The following is a 21,344-nucleotide window of genomic DNA, read 5'->3' as shown; positions in this document are numbered from 1 at the left end:
TTTTTTAGCGGATAAAATATAGAGCGGCAATTACCAACCCTATACGTGGTTTTAATATCTTTAAAGCCTTTTTTACCTGGTCTGTAACCGTTTGTTCTGATATGGCCATGCGTTCCGCGATCTGTTTATGGCTAAGATTTTCTTTCCTGCTCAGTTCAAATGCTTCGCGCATTCGCGGGGGCAGCGCAGCAATTTCTTTTTCAATAATGGCGGCAAGTTGTTTTTCCCTTACCAGGTGATCGGCCAGAAAGTTTCCCTTGTCCAGGTATTCCTGCAGGGCCACAACATGTTTCTGGCCCACCTGCTGCCGCGCAAGCAGATCAAAGATCTTATGCTTTAGGGTTGTGTATAGGTAACCACCCAGGTTGTTGGCTACATCAAGTGTCTCGTGTTTGTGCCACAAGGCCGATAAGGTATCCTGTACCACATCTTTTGCGGCCTCCCGGTCCCTTAGTTTTTTAAAAGCGTGGATGTAGAGCAGGCTGTTGTAACGGTCAAAAATTTCAGTAAATGCCCCATGATCACTATTCTTTAATAGTGCTGTAAGTTGCTGATCCGTATAATCCCTATAATTCCCCATTGCATTATGCCCGTTAAATATAGGAAAATGATATAAATCACCCTAGTTTTGGTTTGTGTTTCCATCTTTTGTGACTCCAGAGCCAGTAAGCGGGCTCCTTTCTGATCATTTCTTCCAATACCCGGGTATGCATTTCCGTGATCTCAAATTCTGCAGTTTCTGCCGGGCTTAAACACAAGGGGACACAGTCTACGGTGTAGTAGCCTCTTTTAATACGATTCACTTTAAAGTAAAATATGGGCTGGTTCGTTTTTCTGGCGATCTTCTCTATACCCAATTGTATAGATGCAGGCTGGTGCAGAAAAGTAGTCCAGTAATGAGATTCATTCCATGAAGGGGCCTGATCGTTGCCAAAGCTGAATATGCTCACCTGGTCCCTGCTCTCCTGAAGCGCCCTTAAGGTCTGGCGCATGGCGATTAATCTATTGCCAAAACGACTGCGCACCTTTTTAAACCAGTGATCAAAAAAAGGATTGTTTAATGGCTTATAAATAGGGTAATGATAGGCCTTAAAATTTAAACCGATTCCCAGGGTGCCCCATTCCCAGTTACCGTAATGTGCTGCACATATCAGTACACTTTGTCCGTTTTTTAGATAGGCTTCAACCTGCTCTTTATTTCGAAAAATGAAACGTTTCCGGATTTGGGCTTCCGAAATGCTTTTCATTTTAACAACTTCAAATATCAGGTCTGCAAGGTACCTGTAGAACCTCTGTTCAATGACTTTAAGTTCGGACGGTGTTTTTTCAGGAAGTGCATTGACCAGGTTTTGTCTGACTACTTTTTTACGGTAACCAATAACGTAGTAGATGAGGATGTAGAGGCCATAAGCAAAAATGTAGAGAAGCGTTAAAGGAAGTAATGATAAAAAGCTTATAGAAAATATCCCGAGGTAAGAAAAGAGCTTTTTTATCATTATGCACTGAATTAAAATGCAAAATTAAAAAGCAGGTAAAAAAAAATCTGCCATCGGAATGTCGAATTTTTTTATTGTGGTACCAGCATCTCCAGAAAATAAGGCAAGGCCGGATTGTTGTTGATCTTTTTCCAGACCGCGTATAAAGCTGTTTGCTGCGGAATACCCTTTAATTCAATAAAGCGGATATTCGGGTTTTCAGTGGAGGCCAGTGAAGTGGGGATGACCGACAGTCCCATCCCGTTTTCTACCAATCTGAAAATGGTCGGCGCGTGAATGGAACGATGGGCAACCTTGGGCGCAAAACCCTGATCGGCACAAAGGTTAATGATCTGTTGGTAGTAGAGCTGGCTTTGTTCATTTGGAAAAAGAATGAAATTCTCGTCCCTGAACTGACCTATATTCCTGAATTCAGTATCGGTAACCGGATGATTTACTGGTAAAACCAGGGAAAAAGTCTCGGTATACACCCTTTTACTGCTAAAGCCATCCGGCAGATGGTTGGAACGCATAAAGCCCAGGTCAAGTGTTTCATTTTGCAGGGCAATCAGCTGTTCCGCATTGTTGAGTTCATCCAGTCTGAACCTGATATTGGGGCAATCGCTATTGAACTGCTTGAGTAAAGCAGGCAATACAGAAGCCATTGCTGAAGCTACAAAACCAATCCCGATCTGTCCGGTATTTCCGGCAGTGTATAACTTGATATTGGTTGCTGCAATTTCCACTTTGTTCAGCACCTGTAATACGTCTTTATAAAACAATCTGCCTGCATCGCTCAGCGCAACTTTCCGGTTGGTTCTTTCAAATAAAGAAACTTTCAGTATGCCTTCCAGGTGTTTGATCTGCTGACTTAAGGCCGATTGCGAAATGAAAAGAATTTCTGAAGCCTTGCGGTAGTGAAGTTCTTCGGCCAGGACCTTAAAATAGTTCAGCTGCCGGAGTTCTAATTGATTAGCTATGCTTATCATTTGTTAATCATTATGTATTGTTTACTAATGGTAAATGTATGGATATTTGAGTTGTTATTACCAAATATATATACACCAATGATTGAAAAAGTATTGACACTTGGCCTCGGCAAAGTAGGTACACTGGTTGGCGTGCTGCTGAGCAAGCAGTTTCAGGTAACCGGTATGGACAAACAGGCACCTCATTATCCTTATGAACTTCCTTTTAATGTAGTTACGGGAGATGTTACAGATGAGGTACTGATGCAAAAAATGATTGCAAGCCATGACGCAGTGGTTTCGGCCCTGCCTTATTTTCTGAATAAAACCATAGCCAGGATTGCGCACCAGGAAGGTAAAAGTTATTTTGACCTTACAGAAGATGTGGAGACAACCAAATATATCATTGGTTTAAGTGAAACAGCTACTGCAGTAATGGCCCCGCAATGTGGACTTGCACCTGGTATCATTGGTATTATTGGTGCCCACCTGGCCAAGGATTTTGAAAAACTGCGTTCTATTGAAATGCGTGTGGGCGCTTTGCCTAAATATCCGAACGGTGAACTGGGCTATTCCTTTACCTGGTCGGCCGCTGGTGTGGTAAATGAATACATCAACGATGCGGAAGCCATTCACAATGGGGAGCGCAAGCAGGTAGTGAGTTTGCAGGGCAAGGAAACCATCAATATAGAAGGGGCAGCCTACGAAGCGTTTTATACTTCGGGAGGTTTGGGGACGATGTGCGAAACCTATGCGGGACGGGTAGATAAACTGGACTATAAGACCATCCGCTATCCCGGACATTGCGACCTGATGAACTTTTTGATACACGAACTTCACTTGAAAAACAACAAGCAGCAGCTGGAAGATATCCTAAAAAATGCCAAGCCGGAAGTAGAGGAAGATGTGGTACTGGTATATGCAGCGGCCGAAGGATGGAAAGACGGACAGCTGAAAAGGAATGAGTTCTGTAAGTCGTACCATCCTGTGACCATAGATGGGCAGGCCTGGAGGGCGATTTCCTGGACTACTGCGGCCAGTCTGGTTGCAGTTATCGAAATGGTGGCAAACGGTGCTTTACCGGCAAAAGGTTTCATTAAGCAGGAAGATATCCCGTTTGAAGGACTGTTGGCCACGCAGACCGGTCAGCTTTTTGAAAAGGGGATTTTAGGTGAAATTGAAGTAGCATAAACACAAAACCGATGAATTTTGACAATCAAAGTCCGCTGGACACTTTTTTAAATATTCTTTTTGAAAGGTATAGCCAGCAGGTTCCGGCAGTAAAAAAAATAACCAATGCACTGATCAGTAATGGTGTAATTGAGGGACAGGACGAAATCATTAACGATCATATTGCGTTCCGTACACTGGGTGTACCGCATTTGGGAATTACATCTTTTGAAAAGATCTTTCTGCATCATGGCTACCAAAAGAGGGACAACTACTATTTTGAAGGTAAAAAACTAAATGCCTATTGGTATGCCCCGCCTTCACCGGAATATCCGAGGATATTTATGAGCGAGTTGATGGTAGAAAAACTTTCTGACAGGGCACAGGCTTTGATTGAAAAATATACCCGGCATATCAATGCCGATCCGGTTGACGCGCTTGACCTGGACAACGGAGCTCAGATCGGTGAGTTTTTTCATCAACCTTTATGGCAATTGCCAGAAAAATCTGATTACCAGGCCCTGCTGGAAGAAAGTGAATACGCTGCCTGGGTAATTTACAACAGATATTACCTGAATCATTATACCATTAGCGTACACGATTTGAAGCCAGGTTACAGACACCTGGAGGATTTTAATGCTTTTGTAGAATCTTTAGGATTGAAACTGAATACAGAGGGTGGAAAAATTAAAGTAAGTCCTGACGGCCTGTTGCGCCAAAGCAGCACAGTGGCAGAAATGCAGGAAGCTGTTTTTGCAAATGACGAAAAAATGGAAATTGCCGGCAGTTATGTGGAGTTCTCTGAACGACTGGTACTGCCTCAGTATACAGATCTTCCTGCATCGGAGATCCGCTCTGAGCACCGCAGAGAGGGCTTTGAAACCGGCAATGCCGATAAGATCTTTGAAAGCACCTATACCAAACAAACAAAAGGCTGATCAAAAAAAGAAATGATGAACATTACTGAAATATTGACCCGATTGGGTATTAAAGAAACGAACTTCGGGAGCTCCACAGGTAATAACTGGCTGGAAACCGGTGGTAAAAATATTACGTCTTATTCGCCGGTAAACGGACAGGCCATTGCCAGTGTACAGGTAGCCGATGAAGTTGCCTATGAGGCTGTAATGAAAAAAGCAGAAGAGGCTTTTGTTTTCTGGCGTAACATACCAGCCCCAAAACGGGGAGAGATCGTAAGACAGTTTGGGGATGCACTACGCGTGCACAAGCAAGACCTGGGTACCCTGGTGTCTTACGAGATGGGTAAGAGCCTTCAGGAGGGGCTTGGCGAAGTCCAGGAAATGATAGACATCTGTGATTTTGCAGTAGGCCTTTCGCGCCAGCTGTATGGCCTGACGATGCATTCTGAAAGACCTGGTCACCGCATGTACGAGCAATGGCATCCTATGGGGATTGTGGGAATCATTTCGGCTTTCAATTTCCCGGTAGCGGTTTGGAGCTGGAATACGGCCCTGGCCTGGGTATGCGGAAACGTATGTGTATGGAAACCTTCTTCCAAAACGCCTTTATGTGCGGTTGCCTGTCAGCACATCATTGCAAAAGTGCTAAAAGATAACGACATGCCTGAAGGGATCAGCAGCTTGCTGATCGGTAATGCGGTGGGCGATAAAATGAACAACGATAAGCGGATCCCACTGGTTTCCTTTACCGGTTCAACACGTGTTGGCCGGATCGTTTCGGCAGCTGTAGCCACAAGGTTTGGGCGCAGCATCCTGGAATTGGGAGGTAACAACGCTATCATCATTTCCAGGGATGCTGATCTGGAGATGTCTATCATTGGTGCAGTTTTCGGAGCGGTAGGTACCGCCGGGCAGCGCTGTACATCTACGAGGCGACTGATCATTCATGAAGATATTTATGAGGAATTCAAAAATAAACTGGTCAAAGCATATGGACAGCTGCGTATTGGCGATCCGCTGGACCAGCACAACCATGTTGGTCCGCTTATAGATACCGCCGCGGTTGAACAATACACACAGGCCATAGCCAAGGGCAAAAAAGAAGGTGCTGAATTTGTAGTTGAGGGCGGAGTGCTGGATGCTGAAGGCTATACTTCTGGCTGCTATGTAAAACCTTGTATTGCCGAAGTAGAAAATCATTACGAAATTGTGCAGGAAGAAACATTTGCACCAATTCTGTACCTGATCAAATATAAAACGCTGGATCAGGCCATTGCTTTGCAGAATGGCGTTCCGCAAGGATTATCTTCAGCTATCATGACCTTAAACCTGCGTGAGGCAGAACAGTTTCTGTCGGCTGCAGGTTCTGACTGCGGTATAGCCAACGTTAACATTGGTACTTCCGGTGCCGAAATAGGTGGCGCCTTTGGCGGTGAAAAAGAAACAGGTGGCGGAAGGGAAAGCGGATCCGATGCCTGGAAAGCTTATATGCGCAGACAAACCAATACCATTAATTATTCCAATACCTTACCTTTGGCCCAGGGTATTAAGTTTGACCTCTAGATAAATGAAACATAAGCTGAAGCATCTGGCTAAAGAGCTTTCGGGAGAATTTTATAGCGATGAGCTGATGCGCATCCTGTATGCTACGGATGCTTCAGCTTATGCTGAAATGCCACTGGCAGTAAGTATGCCTGCAACGGTTGCAGATCTGAAAAAGCTTATTGCATTTGCGGCAAAGGAACAGATTTCGCTGATCCCAAGGGCTGCAGGCACATCGCTTGCTGGGCAGGTGGTGGGCAATGGTATTGTGGTTGATGTATCCAAACATTTTAACCAGATACTGGAATTGGATACCGCTAAGCGCCAGGTGCGTGTACAGCCCGGTGTGGTAAGGGATGAACTGAACCTATTCTTAAAGCCTCAGGGGCTTTTCTTTGGCCCGGAAACTTCTACTGCCAATCGTGCCATGATTGGCGGCATGGTAGGTAACAATTCCTGTGGTTCCAATTCGGTTGTTTACAAAAGCACCCGTGAACATACACTGGCCATAAAGGCCTTGCTAAGCGATGGATCGGAGGTAGAGTTTAAGGCGCTGAGTTTCGAAGCGTTTATTGAGAAATGCGAGGGCGATACGCTTGAAGCAAAACTCTACCGGTCGGTACGCGGCCAGCTGGGCAATTATGAAAACCAGCAGGAAATCCGCAGAGAATTTCCCAAACAGAGTATAGAAAGGAGAAATACCGGATATGCAGTAGACCTGCTGCTGGATACTGCTCCTTTTACTGCCGGAGGGCCCGATTTCAATTTTTGTCAGCTCATCTGCGGCTCAGAGGGCACATTGGCTTTTATCACAGAAATCACACTGGCCCTGGAGCCTTTGCCTCCGGCGCACAGTGGTTTGTTGTGCGCGCATTTTTCGTCTATAGAAGATGCTTTGAAAGCCAATTTGATTGCGCTTAAGTACAAACCTTATGCGGTAGAACTGATCGACCATTATATACTCGAGTGTACCAAAAGCAACCTGGAACAATTGCAGAACCGTTTTTTTGTGGAGGGCGACCCAGCTGCATTATTGGTCATAGAATACGCTGCGGATAAGCTGGAAGAAGTTGAACAGACTGCAGTGGCGGCTGAAACCGAAATGCGTACCGCAGGCCTGGGTTATCATTTTCCGGTATTGTATGGCGCCGATACCAAAAAGGTATGGACACTCAGAAAGGCCGGACTTGGCCTGCTGAGTAACCTTCCGGGTGATGAAAAGGCGGTTCCTGTAATTGAAGATACCGCAGTAGATGTACAGGATTTGCCGGCTTACATCCGTGAATTTAACCAGGTACTGGAAAAGCACGGTCTGCATTCGGTGCATTATGCCCATGCCGGTTCCGGTGAACTGCACCTGCGTCCGATCCTGAACCTGAAAACGGAAGAAGGAAACAAGATGTTCCGTGTTATTGCCGAAGAGGTGGCCACGCTGGTAAAAAAATATAAGGGTTCGCTGAGTGGCGAACATGGCGATGGCAGGCTTCGTGGCGAGTTCATTGAACAAATGATCGGGCCGAAAAATTATGCTTTGCTTAAGGAATTGAAGGCTACCTGGGATCCTGAAAACATTTTTAATCCCGGAAAGATTGTTGATACCCCAGCCATGAATACCATGCTGCGGTATACTCCGGGACAGCCAACAAAAGAAATACCAACAGTATTCCGGTATCATGGACAAAATGTACTACAACATGCAGAGCAATGCAACGGCTCGGGCGATTGCCGTAAGTCGCAACTTGCGGGGGGCACCATGTGCCCTTCATATATGGCTACGCGAAATGAAAAGGATACTACCCGGGCCAGGGCCAATGTACTTCGGACATTTCTGACCAATTCTGCTAAAGCCAATCCTTTTGATCATCCTGAAATTAAGGAAGTAATGGATCTATGCCTGGGCTGTAAAGGCTGCAAATCAGAATGTCCTTCCAATGTTGATATGGCCAAACTGAAGGCCGAGTTTTTGCAGGCTTATCAGGATGCAAATGGCGTTCCGCTCAGGTCGCGTATGGTAGCTGGCTTTGATACCATTTCCAGGTTTATGGCATTGATGCCTCATCTTTACAATTATGTAATGACGGGTAGGGTAATGAGCATCCTGATCAAAAAAATGGCAGGTTTTGCTGTTCAGAGGAGCATGCCTGAACTGCACCACACTACCCTGAAACGTTGGTTCGGCAGAGAGATTAAAAAGAAGCCGACACAGCAGGGAAAAACAGTATACCTGTTTTGCGATGAGTTTACCAATTACCAGGATGCCGAAATCGGCATTAAAGCTGTTCAGCTGTTAAAGAAATTAGGTTATCAGGTTATTATCCCAGCGCATAAAGAAAGTGGAAGGGCAAGCATTTCCAAAGGCTTGCTGCGCAAAGCAAAACAAATTGCAGATTACAATGTAAAACAGCTCGCCCCCCTGGTTTCTGCAGATACACCCTTGATCGGCATAGAGCCTTCAGCTATTCTTACTTTCCGGGATGAATACCCGGATCTGGTGGAGGAAAACCAGATTGCTGCTGCAAAAGAACTGGCTTCAAATACCATGCTGATCGATGAGTTCCTGCTCCATGAAATGAAAGCCGGGCGCATTTTAAAATCACAGTTTAGTACTGAACACAAGTCCATCAAACTGCACGGTCACTGCCAGCAAAAAGCACTGGGATTATTAACTGCTACTGAACAGTTGTTGTGTTTTCCGGAAAACTATAAAGTAGAAACCATTGCTTCGGGTTGCTGTGGCATGGCAGGGTCTTTTGGTTACGAGAAAGAACACTATGCACTATCCATGCAGATTGGTGAATTGGTTTTATTCCCGGTAGTCAGAAAGCAAGCTGAAGATGTGGTAATTGCTGCACCAGGCACCAGCTGCAGGCACCAGATTAAAGATGGTACGGGAAAAATAGCCTTACATCCGGTAGAGATACTGTATGATGCTTTGCATTAATCCGCCTGAGTTTTTAGCACTGCATCTCCATGTTTAAAATAGGTGATGATGATCCCAAATAAAAAGCACAGGTTAATGACTATGTGGGGGAAAATATTAATAATTGGGGTGCTGTCAAGTAACCCTTTTAGCAAAACTGCTTCTGAAATAATAATTAAAGCTGCATAAATTAAAGCTGCAGATTTAGGCGCGGGCGATTTTACGATAAACAGCCTGATGACATACATGCATAAGGCAATACCCCCGATGTAAACCAGGTACCAGAAAATATTACCCAGGCTTAATGCCTCTGAAATACTAATGTTTCCATAACGAAAGCTGGAGATTTCACTAAGGGCGAATTTTGCCAATACAAAGTAAGCGAACAGCCAAAAGATGTAGGAGACGATGATAAAAAGACTCCATCCGAGAGCCAGTTTGAATTTAGAATTGTACATAATTTTAAGGTTAATTGAGTATTTAGACTGCAAATATAATAAATACTACTAAATAGGTAGATTTAATTTGTTTTTTAGAAAAATGCAGTTACATTTGTCTGGAATTGACAGCTCAACAAACAAATAAGACCATTGCTGATAATGGTTTACGAACTAAAACTCAAATAATGAAACAAGCTTTACATTTCAAAAAGGAAATTGCGCTCTGCAGTCCAGATCTATTGAGAGGTTCCGCTCGCTGTTGTTGCTGTTTCATGCAATAGCATTTCAATCAAGAACAAATAATAAAGACAGGATGAGCATCCTGCCTTTATCTGGCCTTCAGTACGCAACGCCAATCACTTACTGAAAAGCCAATTCGTTTTAACCAACAGATTTTATTAATTAAAACTTTTTAAAGTTATGCAAAATTTTAAAAAGGCCGGGCATTACCATTATGCCTGTTCTTTATTAAAAAAGGTACGGATGTGCAAAATCAGTATTGCCGTATTGTTATTATTGCCATTTGTTTCTATTGCGCAGACGCAGCCCCTGATCAACTCAACCCTTAAAGGTCAGGTCATAGATTCGCTCACCAAGCAGGGGATTCCAGGAGTAAGTATACACATTACGGGTACCACACATACGGTGCAAACGGATCCGGATGGCCGTTTTGATTTTGTAACCGGGCAAAAATTTCCTTACACACTTGAGATCAGACATATTTCTTATGAAAAAAAGGATGTTATAGCGAATGGGAGCCCTATTGTGATCAGGCTGAAAGAGATAACCGGTCAGCTGAATGACGTGGTTATTATAGGATACGGCACACAGCAACGTAAAGATCTGATTGGCTCGGTATCTAAAATCGACCCTTCAGGGACAAAAAATATTCCTGAAGCAGGTTTTGATGCACAACTGCAGGGTAAGGCTGCGGGAGTACAGATCAATTCAAATACAGGTGTGCCGGGATCGGATATATTTATCCGTGTGAGGGGAGCCACTTCCATCAATGCAACCAACGATCCCCTGTATATCATTGATGGGGTTTGGGTCAATAACAACAGTCTGCAAAATATAGCGCAGGAACGCGCGACATCACCACTTTCTGATCTCAATCCTTCAGATATTGAAAGCATAGAAATATTGAAAGACGCTACCGCCATTGCTATCTATGGCTCCAGGGGTGCCAATGGTGTAGTGTTGGTGACAACAAAAAGGGGGAATTTCGGACAAAAGACCAGGATTGAATTTAATGGCTCGGAGGGTTTAGGCTGGGCGCCGGAAGACAGGGTATGGAAAACCACTACCGGAGCAGAGCATGCTGCGCTGGTGAACGAGTATAGCCGAAACATGGGCAAGGCCCAGCCTTTCCGGCCTGCAAGTGAGGTCATCAATGGGGTTGCCGGTCGCGGTTTGCCGGAAGAACAGCCTACCTACGATAGAATGAGCTATTTGAACCGTACTGCATCCCTGCGCAGTTATGATCTTTCGCTGCAGGGCGGTTCAGACAGGACTCGGTTCTATCTGGGCGGGGGTTATACAGACCAGGAATCGATATGGAAGCCCATGTCGTTTGACAGGGCAAGTCTAAAAGTTAACCTGGACCATAAACTCAATTCAAAAATAGCATTGGGAAGCAGCAATACCATTTCCAGAAGCCATCGTAACCAGGCCCGGCCTGCAAACGGTGCTAATGGAACATTATTGCAGGCTTCTTTAAATATCCCCACCTATCTTCCAATCTTTGATGAGAAGGGGAGCCCTTTAAAATGGGTAAACTTTGACAATATCGCGGTACTTACCGGCACTGTGAACTTGTGGTCTTACAGTTACCATTATATTGGAAACATTTACCTCGATTATGCAATCACACCGAAACTAAAGTTCCGTTCCACCTTCGGTGTAGATTACAACAATTATGAAGAAAATGAGTACTGGGATACCCGCACCATCCTGGGCAATAGTGGCGGAAGGGGAAGTCAGAGCGTCACCCAATCTTCAACAGCCATCAACGAACAGACACTGGCATACAGCGATAAAGCTGGCAAACATAGCTTTGGCATGCTGATCGGAAATACCTTACAAGGTGCCGAGGTAAAAAACGTATCAGCTACAGGTACCAATTTCCCAAACAATTCCTATACACAGATTTCTTCTGCGGCAACACAGATTGCAGGTCAGTTTAAAACAACCAGCACACTGGCCTCTTTTTTCTCGAGGGCCGATTACAATTATGCGGGTAAATACTATGCTGAGTTTACCCTGCGCGCCGACGGTTCTTCAAAGTTCGGTAAAAACAATAAATGGGGATATTTTCCGGCAGTGGGTGCTGCATGGCGGATAAAAGAGGAAAATTTTCTTAAAGATGTTTCGCAGATCAGTAACCTAAAATATAGGGTCAGTTATGGTATAACCGGCAACCAGGCCGGGATCAACGATTTTGCCTCGCAGGGTTTGTGGACGGGTGGTTTCGGTTACGCAGATGTTGCAGGAGGCGCAGAGTTGCCCGGAACAGCCCCATTGCAATTGGCCAATCCGGATCTGAAATGGGAAAGCACGGCGCAGTTTAGCACAGGTATTGATATCGGCTTATTTGAAGACAAATTGAACATAGAGTTCAATTACTATCGCAAATATACCAGTGATGCCCTGTTGCAGGTAGCCGTTCCGGGATCATCCGGTTTTTCTTCTTACCTGACCAATTTTGGTGAGATCAGTAATAAGGGGTTTGAGCTGGCCATTAATTCTACGAACCTGAGGACAACGGGCTTTACCTGGAAAACAGATTTTAACATTGCCAGGAACAAAAATACTATCGAAAAAATACCGGCAGACATCCCCTTTGCAGGAAGGGACCTGATCCGCCTGCAGCAGGGAAAGGAGCTGTATTCGTACTGGCTGTATAAACAATTATCTGTGAATCCCGAAAACGGGGATGCCGTGTTCGACGATTACAACAAGGATGGCAAAATAACAGCAGATGACCGCCAGATCGTAGGCAGCACCTGGCCCAAATTTTTTGGAGGCCTGACCAATAATTTTACCTATAAAGGTCTGGACCTGGGTGTTTTCTTTACGTTTTCTTACGGCAACTACATCTGGAACCACAACCGTATGCTCGGGGAAACAGGCGGTACGCTGGATGCCGGACGTGTGCTGCTGAAAAGCCAGCTGGACCGCTGGAAGAGCCCGGGCCAGATTACCAATACCCCAAAATTAAATGATGCCAATTACGCCCGCCAGGAAAACAGCCGCTTTTTTGAGGATGCTTCATTTTTAAGGTTAAGGTCGCTAACCCTTGGATATACCCTGCCCAAAGCATTTACCTCGAGAATTAAAATTGAAAAACTAAGGTTCTATGTGATTGGCAGCAACCTGTTGTTATTCACCAAATATACAGGGGCCGATCCGGAATCCAATCTTGGTACACAAAACATTCAGGGCTACGATTACGGTACGCCACCACAGCCGCGTACTGTACAACTGGGATTAAATGTTACGCTATAAATTCTAAAAATACAGATATGAAACCTATAAGATATATTGTCTTTTTATTGAACATAACCTTCTTAACTTCCTGTGAGCAATTTTTAACCACTGAACCCCTCAATGCTGTTTCGGACGAAAACCCGATATACGACAAAGGTTCCAGTGAAACAGCGTTAAGAGCAGTTTACCGGCAGCTGGGCAGCGTAGGGTATTATGGTGAAACCTATGTGACGCTGGGCTACTTTCCAAGCGGGGATATTAAAAACCTGACCACCGGTGGTTCTGCCAACCTGGTAAATGTAAATTTCAGAACGGACGAGGTATTTTTTAATACTGCCTGGATTGCCATTTACAATACCATCAACCGTGCCAACCATGTGATCAGTAAAGTGCCAGATGTGACCGACCCTTTACTTACCCCGGCCCTTAAAAATCAGTACATTGGTGAAGCCAAATTTATAAGGGCCCTGGCCTATTTTGACCTGGCCCGCGCATGGGGCGGTGTACAGCTCATTCTTGAACCTACAGCGTCCTTAGAGAGCCGTCCTAAAGTAAAAAGGAGTACGCTGGAACAGACCTATGCGCAGGTACAGAAAGACCTGGAAGATGCAGAACTGCTATTGCCGGATGCGGTAAATCGCATAAGGGCAACCAAACGCACTGTATGGGCCCTGAGGGCCAGGTTGCACCTCTATAAAAAAGAATGGGCGCTGGCAGAAGCATATGCCAGCAAACTGATTGATAAAACCGCTGATTATGCCCTCGTCAAACCTTTCAGTGCCTGGTTTGCCAATAATGTAAGTGCAAGCAAAGAGTCGATCTTTGAGCTGCAGTATAGCGTACTGAACCCTAATGCCATTCGTGTACAGATGCAGCATTCTACCCATGGAGGACAATACCGCTATGCGCCCAACGACAGATTTGTGCAGCTATTAAACGATCCTGCGGTATCTGGCGGGAGGAGTGCATTGATAGGTAGTGTAACACAAAGCGGGATCACCAATTGGTTTGGAAACCTGTATTACCGCAAAGATGCTACAGACCCGGCATACATTTTCCGCATTGCCGAAATATACCTGATCCGTGCCGAAGCCAGGGCACAACTCAATAACCTGTCGGCAAGTAGCGGGGCATTGTCTGATCTGAACCAGGTCCGGGACAGGGCAGGTATTTTACCATCTGCTGCGATTACCAAAGATCAGATCCTGCTGGCCATTGAAAATGAGCGCCGTATAGAATTTGCCTGGGAAGCACACCGGTGGTTTGACCTTGCCCGGACCGGAAGGGCGAAAGCTGTTTTGGAGGCTTTGGATCCCAATACCAAAGTGGCAGAGCATGAGAATGTTTTTCCTATCCCGGTTACGCAGATACAGCTCGACCCTAGCCTGGAACAGAATAAAGATTATTAACCTAAAAAGATCAAAGCCATGCGTTCAAATTATAAAATCCTGCTGCGTTTGCTCTTCCTGTACTTTTTTATCCTTACAGTTCCGTTAGACTGGAAATTCTATCGTGATTTGTTTGGAACGGATTGGGCAAACCTGTCTTTTTACGATCTGTTTAAGTTGACCACCTATTCGCCTCGTTTTTTTTCGCTACGTGGATATGAAAACTGGGCTGCTGCCCTTGCTATTGCTGTTGCCGGAACAATTGCCTGGCCTTTTATCCTTAAGGAAGAAAGTACGGACTATCATAAGCTTTATTATTGGCTGCGTGTAATGCTGCGGTACCGTCTGGCGCTAGGCATTATTGCTTTTGGGTTTATTAAGTTATTTCCTTTGCAAATGCCCTATCCCTCACTTAGTAACCAGCACACCAATTACGGTGACTTTCTTCCCTGGAAAATCTATTTTCACACCCTGGGGATCGCTCAGCCTTATGAGGTTTTTCTGGGCGCTGTTGAAGTCTTTGCCGGGCTGCTGCTGCTTTTCAGGCGCAGCACAACTTTTGGTGCAGGCATCATACTGGGTTTTACAGGAAATGTTTTTGCAGCAAATCTGGCTTACAATGCCGGACAGGGGGTATATGCTGCTTATCTCAGTACTATTGCCGCGGTATTGTTTGCACACGATGCGCCTCGCCTGTACAAATTACTGGTTCTACATCAATTTACCCTGGCCAATAGGTTTAACCCGGTGTGGGGCAAAAACCTTGGGAAAATAAGAGGTGTGCTTAAGGGGCTGGCCGTTTTGTTTATTGTGGTGCTGGGCTTCAGCACTTATGCCAATTATAAATACCATCCTTATAAGATTCCAAAAACGGCAGGCTTAAAGGGGAGCTATGGGTATTATAATGTTCGCGAATTCAGGCTGAACAACCAGATTCTTCCCTATTCCAGAACCGATACCAACAGATGGCAGAATGTTGTTTTTGAAAAATGGGCTACCATCAGCATTCAAACCGCGAAACCCGTTAAGCTGGATACTTCCAGCGCTGATGGGTTTTATGCGCACGATATAGACCGGAACTATGAATCGGCAGGTGTGGGTGGCCGTTTTTACTATACCTATACTGCCGATACTGTCCGCCAGCAGCTTCAATTAAAAAATAAGAACAAGCATTACAAGGCTGAACATTATTCCCTGAGATACAATTTTCTGAACGATTCAACTATAGTGCTGCGAGGCATAAACGAGAAAAAAGATTCAGTTTATGCGGTGCTGGAAAAGATCAACAGAAAATACCTGCTGTTTGAAGGACGCAGGAAACCAATTAAACTGTAAGAGATGGATCCGGAAACAACAAATACCATTGAACAGCAAAGTGCAGCGAAAAGCTGGACGGCTCTTGAAAAATATCTTTTTCGCACATTTTTTATTTTCTTCTTTATACTTATTGTTCCGCTAAATACTGCCTATTACCGGCAATGGTTTACCACCGATTGGGCTAACCTGCACATCAGGGATATGGGTAAACTCAGCGGCTCTTCTTTTAACCCGATTAAGGTGGCCGGCACAAGACCTGGGGCAAATGATACCGGTGGGATACCGGTGTCTAAACAAAGCATGCTGACCATTTATCCTGAAAGCGGGGAATTTGGATTGGCCAGCTATGTAAACTGGGCGCTGGCGCTTGTCCTGGGCCTGGCTGGTGCAGCCTTATGGTCAGTGGTTGACAGAAGGGAAAGAGATTACAGCCTGGCTTATTATTTTCTGGGCGCGGGCGTCAGTTACGCCATGATTGTTCAATTGCAAGGGCTTACGTTTTCGAAGATCTTTCCTACGCAGATGCCGGAGCTGGCACTCACGCAATTGAATACACCTTTTGGTGATTTTGTGGCACAGAAGCTATACTGGATACAATTTAGTTTTGTGCCCGGGTATGAAGTTTTTGCCGGTTTTGCAGAATTGCTGATCATGTTCTTTTTATTTTTCAGAAAAACAAGGGCAATCGGTGCTGCCCTGGCATTGGCCATGATTGGCAACATTGCTTTTGCCAATCATGCATATGATGGCGGAATACATCTGGCAGCCTCATTTTATGCCCTGGGCGGAGCATTTGTATTGTGGCAATACCTGCCCTCGGTCTGGAAACTCATTGTTAAAGAAGAAAATTCAGGGCCAGGCATCGTCTATCCTTCTTTTACCAGGCCGTGGCAGCAATACGGCCGTATTTTTTTCAAGGTTTTTATATTCGGATTTTTCTTTGTTACGAGCGCTTATCTGCACTGGAAAAATTATAAATACGACTCCTACAAGGTGCCTTCACGGCCAGGACTGGCCAGTGCCAGGGGACTGTATGAGGTTTCGGAATTCCGCATCAACAATAAGGTCGTCCCGTATTCGCCCGTTGATTCCCTGCGTTGGCAGGATGTTACTTTTGAAAAATGGTCGACTTTGTCTTTTTCCGTATTTAATACTTTCGTTATCCATGGCGAGGCCGGGAGGGGAAAGCAGTTTAAGGATATAGACAGGACCTATGAATCGGCCGGCACTGGTGGGGGGCGCAGACATTATTATTACGAAGCAGATACCCTTAAACAAATCCTGCATTTACAAAACAAGAACAAGGTTTACAGAAAACAGACCTTAGATCTGCATTATTCCCGGCCTTCGGCATCCATAATAATTTTGTGGGGCAGAAATGAATACCAGGATAGCATATATGTGGTGTTAAACAGAAAAAATAAAACTTATCCATTGTATCAAAGCCAGTAAGATTTATGTCAACAGAAACTTTAACAGCAAAGCCGGTAAGCAAAAAAGCTGATGCCATGCAGTTACCGGCGGCATTTCATCACAACAAACCCTGGACTGCTGCGCAGAAAATCCTTTTCAGAATTGTGTTCATTTTTGTGACTCTGTTCTCTTTTCCGCTTGATGCGGGGTTTTACCAGATGATCTGGCATTTTGACTATGCACACCTTAACTACCGTGACCTGACAGAAGTAGTAGCTTTTTTTAACCCCCAGTTTATCAATATATTTTCGGCGAGTGGTTTTTTCGGTACAGCCAGTTACATCAATTTTCCTTTTATTCTTTTCATTGCTGTTATTGGGGCACTCATCTGGACCGCATTGGATAAAAAGAGCAGAGAATATAAAGTCCTTTACTATTGGGTGCGGGTATTTGCCCGTTACCGTGTAGCTTATGCAGGAATTGGCTGGGGATACAAAAAGCTGTTTGTGATGCAGATGCCCAGGGAGTATGAGGGTTTGTGGAACACGGAAATGATTGATTTTTTTGCCAAGCGGCTGTATTGGGAAGCCCTTAGTGTAGTGCCGCGCTATGAAGTGTTCCTGGGATTTGCAGAATTTATCGGCGGTTTTTTATTGTTGTTCAGACGCACAACAAGTATAGGCGCGGCCATCACCCTTGTGGTATTTGGCAATATTGCCATCTCTAACCATGCTTACGATATCGGCGAGCAGGTCCCAAGTGCTGCTATGGCCATGCTTTCTCTTTTTGTCCTCTGGCATGACGTCCCAGGTATCTGGAGCCTTATTGTAAAAGAAAGGGATACGCAGGTTTTACATGATTACCCGGAGTTTACGAAAGGCTGGCAAAAATATACCCGGCTCACTGTTAAATATGCCTTCAACTTTGTCTTTGTACTGCTGTTCTTCATTTTTGAAGTTTACGGCTATACCCATAACGATTTTTATAAGATCCCGAATACTCCAGGCCTGAAAGGCACTGCAGGACAGTATGAGGTGACTACATTTAAGCTAAACAACAAGGTGTTGCCTTATTCACCTCTGGATTCGATCCGCTGGCAGGACGTCACATTTGAAGACTGGTCGTCCATCAGCATCAAGCTTGCAAACCGTCCGCAGGATATAGAAATGTTTGCTGCGGGGAGCTATCCCCGTCGTACGGAAGTGTACAACGGGAAATGGCATTTTCACTGGCAGGGCGATATCCGCAGATACGGCGATCCTAAAAAACATAAAAAGAAAGATCCTGCAAAAAGGGATCTCAACATCACCTGGGAATCGAGCGGAATGTCGGGAAGGCATTGGTATTATTATAAAGCAGATACGGTAAACCATATTTTATACCTTCAGAACAAAAGCAAGACCAGCCGCCATCTGAAACAGGTGTTGCATTATTCAAGACCGTCAGAAAACAGGATTATTCTTTCGGGCACTAATGAATTTAAAGATTCTATTTATGTAATTTTAGATCGTTCTAATAAAAATTACCCATTGCTAACAGGAAATAATTCCTATAAAACCAATTGAATTGAACAGAACAGATTTTGATGCGGTAGTTGTTGGTTCGGGCCCAAACGGGCTGGCTGCAGCTATTGCTATGCAACAGGAAGGTCTGTCGGTGCTGATCATAGAAGGGAAAGCCGAAATTGGCGGTGGTTTAAGGTCTGCAGAACTGACCCTGCCGGGCTTTGTTCACGATATTTGTTCGGCCATTCATCCGCTTGCCATTGGCTCACCGTTTTTTAATACGCTGCCACTGCAGGATCATGGTTTGTTGTATGCCTATCCCGGCCTTGCTGCTGCGCATCCTTTTGATGATGGAACTGCGGCAGTGCTCAGCGCTTCCCTCCGGGAAACTGCCGGGTTGCTTGGGCAGGATGAACAGGCTTATATTAAAGTGATCGGGCCATTGCTGAAAGACTGGCCCGATATTGCACCTGATGTACTCGGACCTTTACGTTTTCCCAAACACCCTTTGGCAATGGCCAGATTTGGGCTAAATGCCCTTACCTCGGCTTCTTTTCTGGCCAAACGTTTTAAAACCAAAGCTGCACGGGGCTTATGGGCCGGGATGGCTGCACATTCCATACAGCCTTTATCTAACCTCAGCACTTCGGCAATAGGTTTAGTACTCATGACAGCCGCCCATTTAAAAGGATGGCCTGTTCCTGTTGGTGGTTCGGCCACAATTGCTGATGCATTGGCATCTTATTTTATAGCTATAGGAGGCAGGATTGAAACAGGAAGGTTTATCAGTTCGCTGAATGAACTCCCTTCAGCTAAAGCGGTACTTTTTGATGTTACACCAAAACAACTGCTGCAGATTGCGGGGCACAAGTTTTCTGCCCTTTACAAATGGCAATTGGAAAGGTACCGCTATGGTATGGGGGTTTTTAAGGTAGATTGGGCTCTGGATGAAGCCATCCCTTTTACGGCGGTACAGGCGCGCCAGGCAGGTACGGTGCACATTGGCAATACCATCGAAGAAATCGCCTTATCTGAAAAGCAATGCTGGCAGGGTAAACATGCCGAAAAACCCTTTGTACTGCTTGCACAGCAAAGCCTGTTCGATTCGTCAAGGGCACCGGAAGGCAAACAAACCGCCTGGGCCTATTGCCATGTGCCCAACGGCTCTGTAAAAGACATGACAGCTGTTATTGAACAGCAGGTAGAACGGTTTGCACCGGGCTTCAGGGACAGGATATTGGCCAGGCACACAATGAATACCAGCCAGATGGAAGCCTATAACCCCAATTATATTGGCGGGGATATCAATGGTGGGGTAATTGACCTGGGGCAGATCTTTACACGACCTGCTTTAAGGAGTTCGCCATACCGGACCTCTGCCAAAGGGCTTTACCTTTGTTCTTCGTCTACACCTCCCGGAGGCGGGGTACACGGCATGTGCGGGTATCATGCCGCAAGGCGAGCTTTAAAAGATATTTTCTCCATTGAAATTTAACACACACACACATAAACCAATAAAATGTCAGCAACCAAAAAATTAAATATTCATGAAGACTGGGTAGTTGTTATACTCGGTGCATTAACCATTATTTTATCCCTTTCAGGTCTTTTACTCCCTGTTCCTGCATTTAGCTGGAAAAATACAGCAGAACTCTCTTCCACAGTATTATCGGCCTGCAACCTGGGCCATATCGGGCTGCAATTTGTGTTCGTAGCCGTTATTGCCGCATTGGGGGCCTTGCTTACAGGAAAGTCTATAAAAAGTGCGGTGCTGACTTTTCCGGTGGTTTACATTCTGACCATCATTGCGCTCATTCTGGCAGGCAACAGCCAGGTAAAGGCATTAAACCTGGAAGCTGTGATCTTCAGTCTTGCCATAGGCCTGGTGATCAGCAATTTTTTTACCCTGCCGGAATGGTTCAAAACAGCTTTATCTACGGAACTGTTTGTTAAAATAGGCCTGGTATTGCTGGGAACCAGTGTCATCTTTTCTGATGTATTGAAAGCAGGTTCACTGGGCCTGGTACAGGCACTGGTAGTAGTACTTTCTGTATGGTATTTTGCTTTCTGGATCTGTAAAAAATTAAAGATAGATGAGGAACTGACCATGATGATCTCCAGTGCAGTCTCTATCTGCGGAGTGTCGGCGGCAATTGCTACCTCAGGGGCAATTAAGGGCGATTCAAAAAAACTTTCTTATGTGATCTCTATGGTGCTCATCACCGCCATACCCATGATGATTTTCATGCCTTACATTGCAGCTTATTTCAACTTTCCACAGGCCGTTACCGGGGCCTGGCTGGGTGGTAGTATAGATACAACGGGGGCAGTGGTGGCTTCGGGCAGCCTGGTTGGTGAGGAAGCATTAAAGATCAGTACGATTGTAAAATTTTCCCAGAATGTGCTGTTGGGCATTGCAGCCTTCGCCATTTCGGTGTACTGGACTTATACCCAGCATCCGGCAGGAAAGGATAAAGCAAAAAAGCCTACATTGAAAGTGATCTGGGAGCGTTTTCCAAAATTTGTAATCGGGTTTATAGCGGCTTCATTGTTGTTCTCCTTCTTTATTCCTACCGAGATAAATGCCGAGGTGAAAGGCAGCTTAAAGAATTTGCAGGGACTGTGGTTTGCATTGGCATTTACGAGCATCGGACTGGAAACTAATTTTGCCGATCTGTTTGGTAAGAACAGCAAAAAGCCATTTTATGCCTTTTTAATTGCGCAGGGTTTTAACATTGTCGTTACACTGATCATTGCATTTCTACTGTTTAATTAGGCAGTAATCCAGATCTGATCA

General features: G+C 45.1%; 15 protein-coding genes. 11 read left to right on the top strand and 4 right to left on the bottom strand.

Going from position 1 to position 21,344, the window contains the following annotated elements:
• Positions 1 to 4 precede the first annotated feature (4 nt).
• From ABIE26_RS11290 to ABIE26_RS11280, 3 genes are all read right to left on the bottom strand, one after another.
• Complete coding sequence (locus tag ABIE26_RS11290; protein WP_310142975.1) at positions 5 to 580, bottom strand: RNA polymerase sigma-70 factor; 576 nt, start codon at positions 578 to 580, stop codon at positions 5 to 7.
• A 37-nt stretch (positions 581 to 617) separates the two neighbouring features.
• Positions 618 to 1,496 carry a lysophospholipid acyltransferase family protein gene (locus ABIE26_RS11285; RefSeq protein WP_310142976.1) on the bottom strand — a complete coding sequence of 293 codons (879 nt, stop codon included), beginning with the start codon at positions 1,494 to 1,496 and terminating at the stop codon, positions 618 to 620.
• A 71-nt stretch (positions 1,497 to 1,567) separates the two neighbouring features.
• The gene (locus ABIE26_RS11280; RefSeq protein WP_310142979.1) at positions 1,568 to 2,464 is read right to left on the bottom strand and encodes a LysR family transcriptional regulator; all 897 of its coding nucleotides are present in this window, start codon (positions 2,462 to 2,464) and stop codon (positions 1,568 to 1,570) included.
• A gap of 12 nt (positions 2,465 to 2,476) precedes the next feature.
• Between ABIE26_RS11280 and ABIE26_RS11275 the strand changes: the two genes are divergently transcribed.
• From ABIE26_RS11275 to ABIE26_RS11260, 4 genes are read left to right on the top strand one after another with little or no spacing between them, the layout of a single operon-like run.
• Positions 2,477 to 3,634, top strand: coding sequence for a saccharopine dehydrogenase C-terminal domain-containing protein (locus ABIE26_RS11275; protein WP_310142981.1), 1,158 nt, complete (start codon positions 2,477 to 2,479; stop codon positions 3,632 to 3,634).
• Positions 3,635 to 3,645: 11 nt separating this feature from the next.
• Complete coding sequence (locus tag ABIE26_RS11270) at positions 3,646 to 4,551, top strand: DUF1338 domain-containing protein (RefSeq protein WP_310142984.1); 906 nt, start codon at positions 3,646 to 3,648, stop codon at positions 4,549 to 4,551.
• Between the two features lie 15 nt (positions 4,552 to 4,566).
• Positions 4,567 to 6,096, top strand: coding sequence for an L-piperidine-6-carboxylate dehydrogenase (gene amaB / locus ABIE26_RS11265; RefSeq protein WP_310143411.1), 1,530 nt, complete (start codon positions 4,567 to 4,569; stop codon positions 6,094 to 6,096).
• 4 nt (positions 6,097 to 6,100) lie between these two features.
• Complete coding sequence (locus tag ABIE26_RS11260; RefSeq protein ID WP_310142987.1) at positions 6,101 to 9,016, top strand: FAD-binding and (Fe-S)-binding domain-containing protein; 2,916 nt, start codon at positions 6,101 to 6,103, stop codon at positions 9,014 to 9,016.
• Here ABIE26_RS11260 and ABIE26_RS11255 read toward each other — a convergent pair.
• Positions 9,013 to 9,453 carry a hypothetical protein gene (locus ABIE26_RS11255; RefSeq protein ID WP_310142990.1) on the bottom strand — a complete coding sequence of 147 codons (441 nt, stop codon included), beginning with the start codon at positions 9,451 to 9,453 and terminating at the stop codon, positions 9,013 to 9,015. The two genes, ABIE26_RS11260 and ABIE26_RS11255, sit on opposite strands and share 4 nt — an antisense overlap.
• A gap of 402 nt (positions 9,454 to 9,855) precedes the next feature.
• Here ABIE26_RS11255 and ABIE26_RS11250 point away from each other — a divergent pair, with 402 nt between their 5' ends.
• Genes ABIE26_RS11250 through ABIE26_RS11220 form a run of 7 tightly spaced genes read left to right on the top strand, consistent with a single transcriptional unit; the run spans position 9,856 to position 21,323 of the window.
• Positions 9,856 to 12,942, top strand: a complete 3,087-nt coding sequence (locus tag ABIE26_RS11250) for a SusC/RagA family TonB-linked outer membrane protein (protein WP_310142992.1) — start codon at positions 9,856 to 9,858, stop codon at positions 12,940 to 12,942.
• 17 nt (positions 12,943 to 12,959) lie between these two features.
• Positions 12,960 to 14,333: a RagB/SusD family nutrient uptake outer membrane protein gene (locus ABIE26_RS11245; protein WP_310142995.1), complete on the top strand. Its 1,374-nt coding sequence runs from the start codon at positions 12,960 to 12,962 to the stop codon at positions 14,331 to 14,333.
• 18 nt (positions 14,334 to 14,351) lie between these two features.
• Complete coding sequence (locus tag ABIE26_RS11240) at positions 14,352 to 15,647, top strand: DoxX family protein (RefSeq protein ID WP_310142998.1); 1,296 nt, start codon at positions 14,352 to 14,354, stop codon at positions 15,645 to 15,647.
• A 3-nt stretch (positions 15,648 to 15,650) separates the two neighbouring features.
• A complete protein-coding gene (locus tag ABIE26_RS11235; protein ID WP_310143000.1) occupies positions 15,651 to 17,081 on the top strand; it encodes a hypothetical protein in 1,431 nt (476 codons plus the stop codon).
• Positions 17,082 to 17,086: 5 nt separating this feature from the next.
• Positions 17,087 to 18,607 (top strand): hypothetical protein, encoded by a 1,521-nt coding sequence (locus ABIE26_RS11230; protein WP_310143002.1) that lies wholly within the window; start codon positions 17,087 to 17,089, stop codon positions 18,605 to 18,607.
• A 1-nt stretch (position 18,608) separates the two neighbouring features.
• On the top strand, positions 18,609 to 20,042 hold the full coding sequence (locus ABIE26_RS11225) for a phytoene desaturase family protein (RefSeq protein WP_310143004.1): 1,434 nt from the start codon (positions 18,609 to 18,611) through the stop codon (positions 20,040 to 20,042).
• A 24-nt stretch (positions 20,043 to 20,066) separates the two neighbouring features.
• Positions 20,067 to 21,323, top strand: a complete 1,257-nt coding sequence (locus ABIE26_RS11220) for a YeiH family protein (RefSeq protein WP_310143006.1) — start codon at positions 20,067 to 20,069, stop codon at positions 21,321 to 21,323.
• Positions 21,324 to 21,344: the final 21 nt, after the last annotated feature.

This window comes from Pedobacter africanus (assembly GCF_040548825.1).
Classification (GTDB): Bacteria; Bacteroidota; Bacteroidia; order Sphingobacteriales; family Sphingobacteriaceae; genus Pedobacter; species Pedobacter africanus_A.
This window is presented reverse-complemented; position numbering and strand designations above follow the sequence as displayed.

Coding starts and splice junctions, on each gene's coding strand:
- ABIE26_RS11290 (WP_310142975.1), bottom strand. CDS start 580: ATGGGGAATTATAGGGATTATACGGATCAGCAACTTACAGCACTATTA.
- ABIE26_RS11285 (WP_310142976.1), bottom strand. CDS start 1,496: ATGATAAAAAAGCTCTTTTCTTACCTCGGGATATTTTCTATAAGCTTT.
- ABIE26_RS11280 (WP_310142979.1), bottom strand. CDS start 2,464: ATGATAAGCATAGCTAATCAATTAGAACTCCGGCAGCTGAACTATTTT.
- ABIE26_RS11275 (WP_310142981.1), top strand. CDS start 2,477: ATGTATTGTTTACTAATGGTAAATGTATGGATATTTGAGTTGTTATTA.
- ABIE26_RS11270 (WP_310142984.1), top strand. CDS start 3,646: ATGAATTTTGACAATCAAAGTCCGCTGGACACTTTTTTAAATATTCTT.
- amaB (WP_310143411.1), top strand. CDS start 4,567: ATGAACATTACTGAAATATTGACCCGATTGGGTATTAAAGAAACGAAC.
- ABIE26_RS11260 (WP_310142987.1), top strand. CDS start 6,101: ATGAAACATAAGCTGAAGCATCTGGCTAAAGAGCTTTCGGGAGAATTT.
- ABIE26_RS11255 (WP_310142990.1), bottom strand. CDS start 9,453: ATGTACAATTCTAAATTCAAACTGGCTCTCGGATGGAGTCTTTTTATC.
- ABIE26_RS11250 (WP_310142992.1), top strand. CDS start 9,856: ATGCAAAATTTTAAAAAGGCCGGGCATTACCATTATGCCTGTTCTTTA.
- ABIE26_RS11245 (WP_310142995.1), top strand. CDS start 12,960: ATGAAACCTATAAGATATATTGTCTTTTTATTGAACATAACCTTCTTA.
- ABIE26_RS11240 (WP_310142998.1), top strand. CDS start 14,352: ATGCGTTCAAATTATAAAATCCTGCTGCGTTTGCTCTTCCTGTACTTT.
- ABIE26_RS11235 (WP_310143000.1), top strand. CDS start 15,651: ATGGATCCGGAAACAACAAATACCATTGAACAGCAAAGTGCAGCGAAA.
- ABIE26_RS11230 (WP_310143002.1), top strand. CDS start 17,087: ATGTCAACAGAAACTTTAACAGCAAAGCCGGTAAGCAAAAAAGCTGAT.
- ABIE26_RS11220 (WP_310143006.1), top strand. CDS start 20,067: ATGTCAGCAACCAAAAAATTAAATATTCATGAAGACTGGGTAGTTGTT.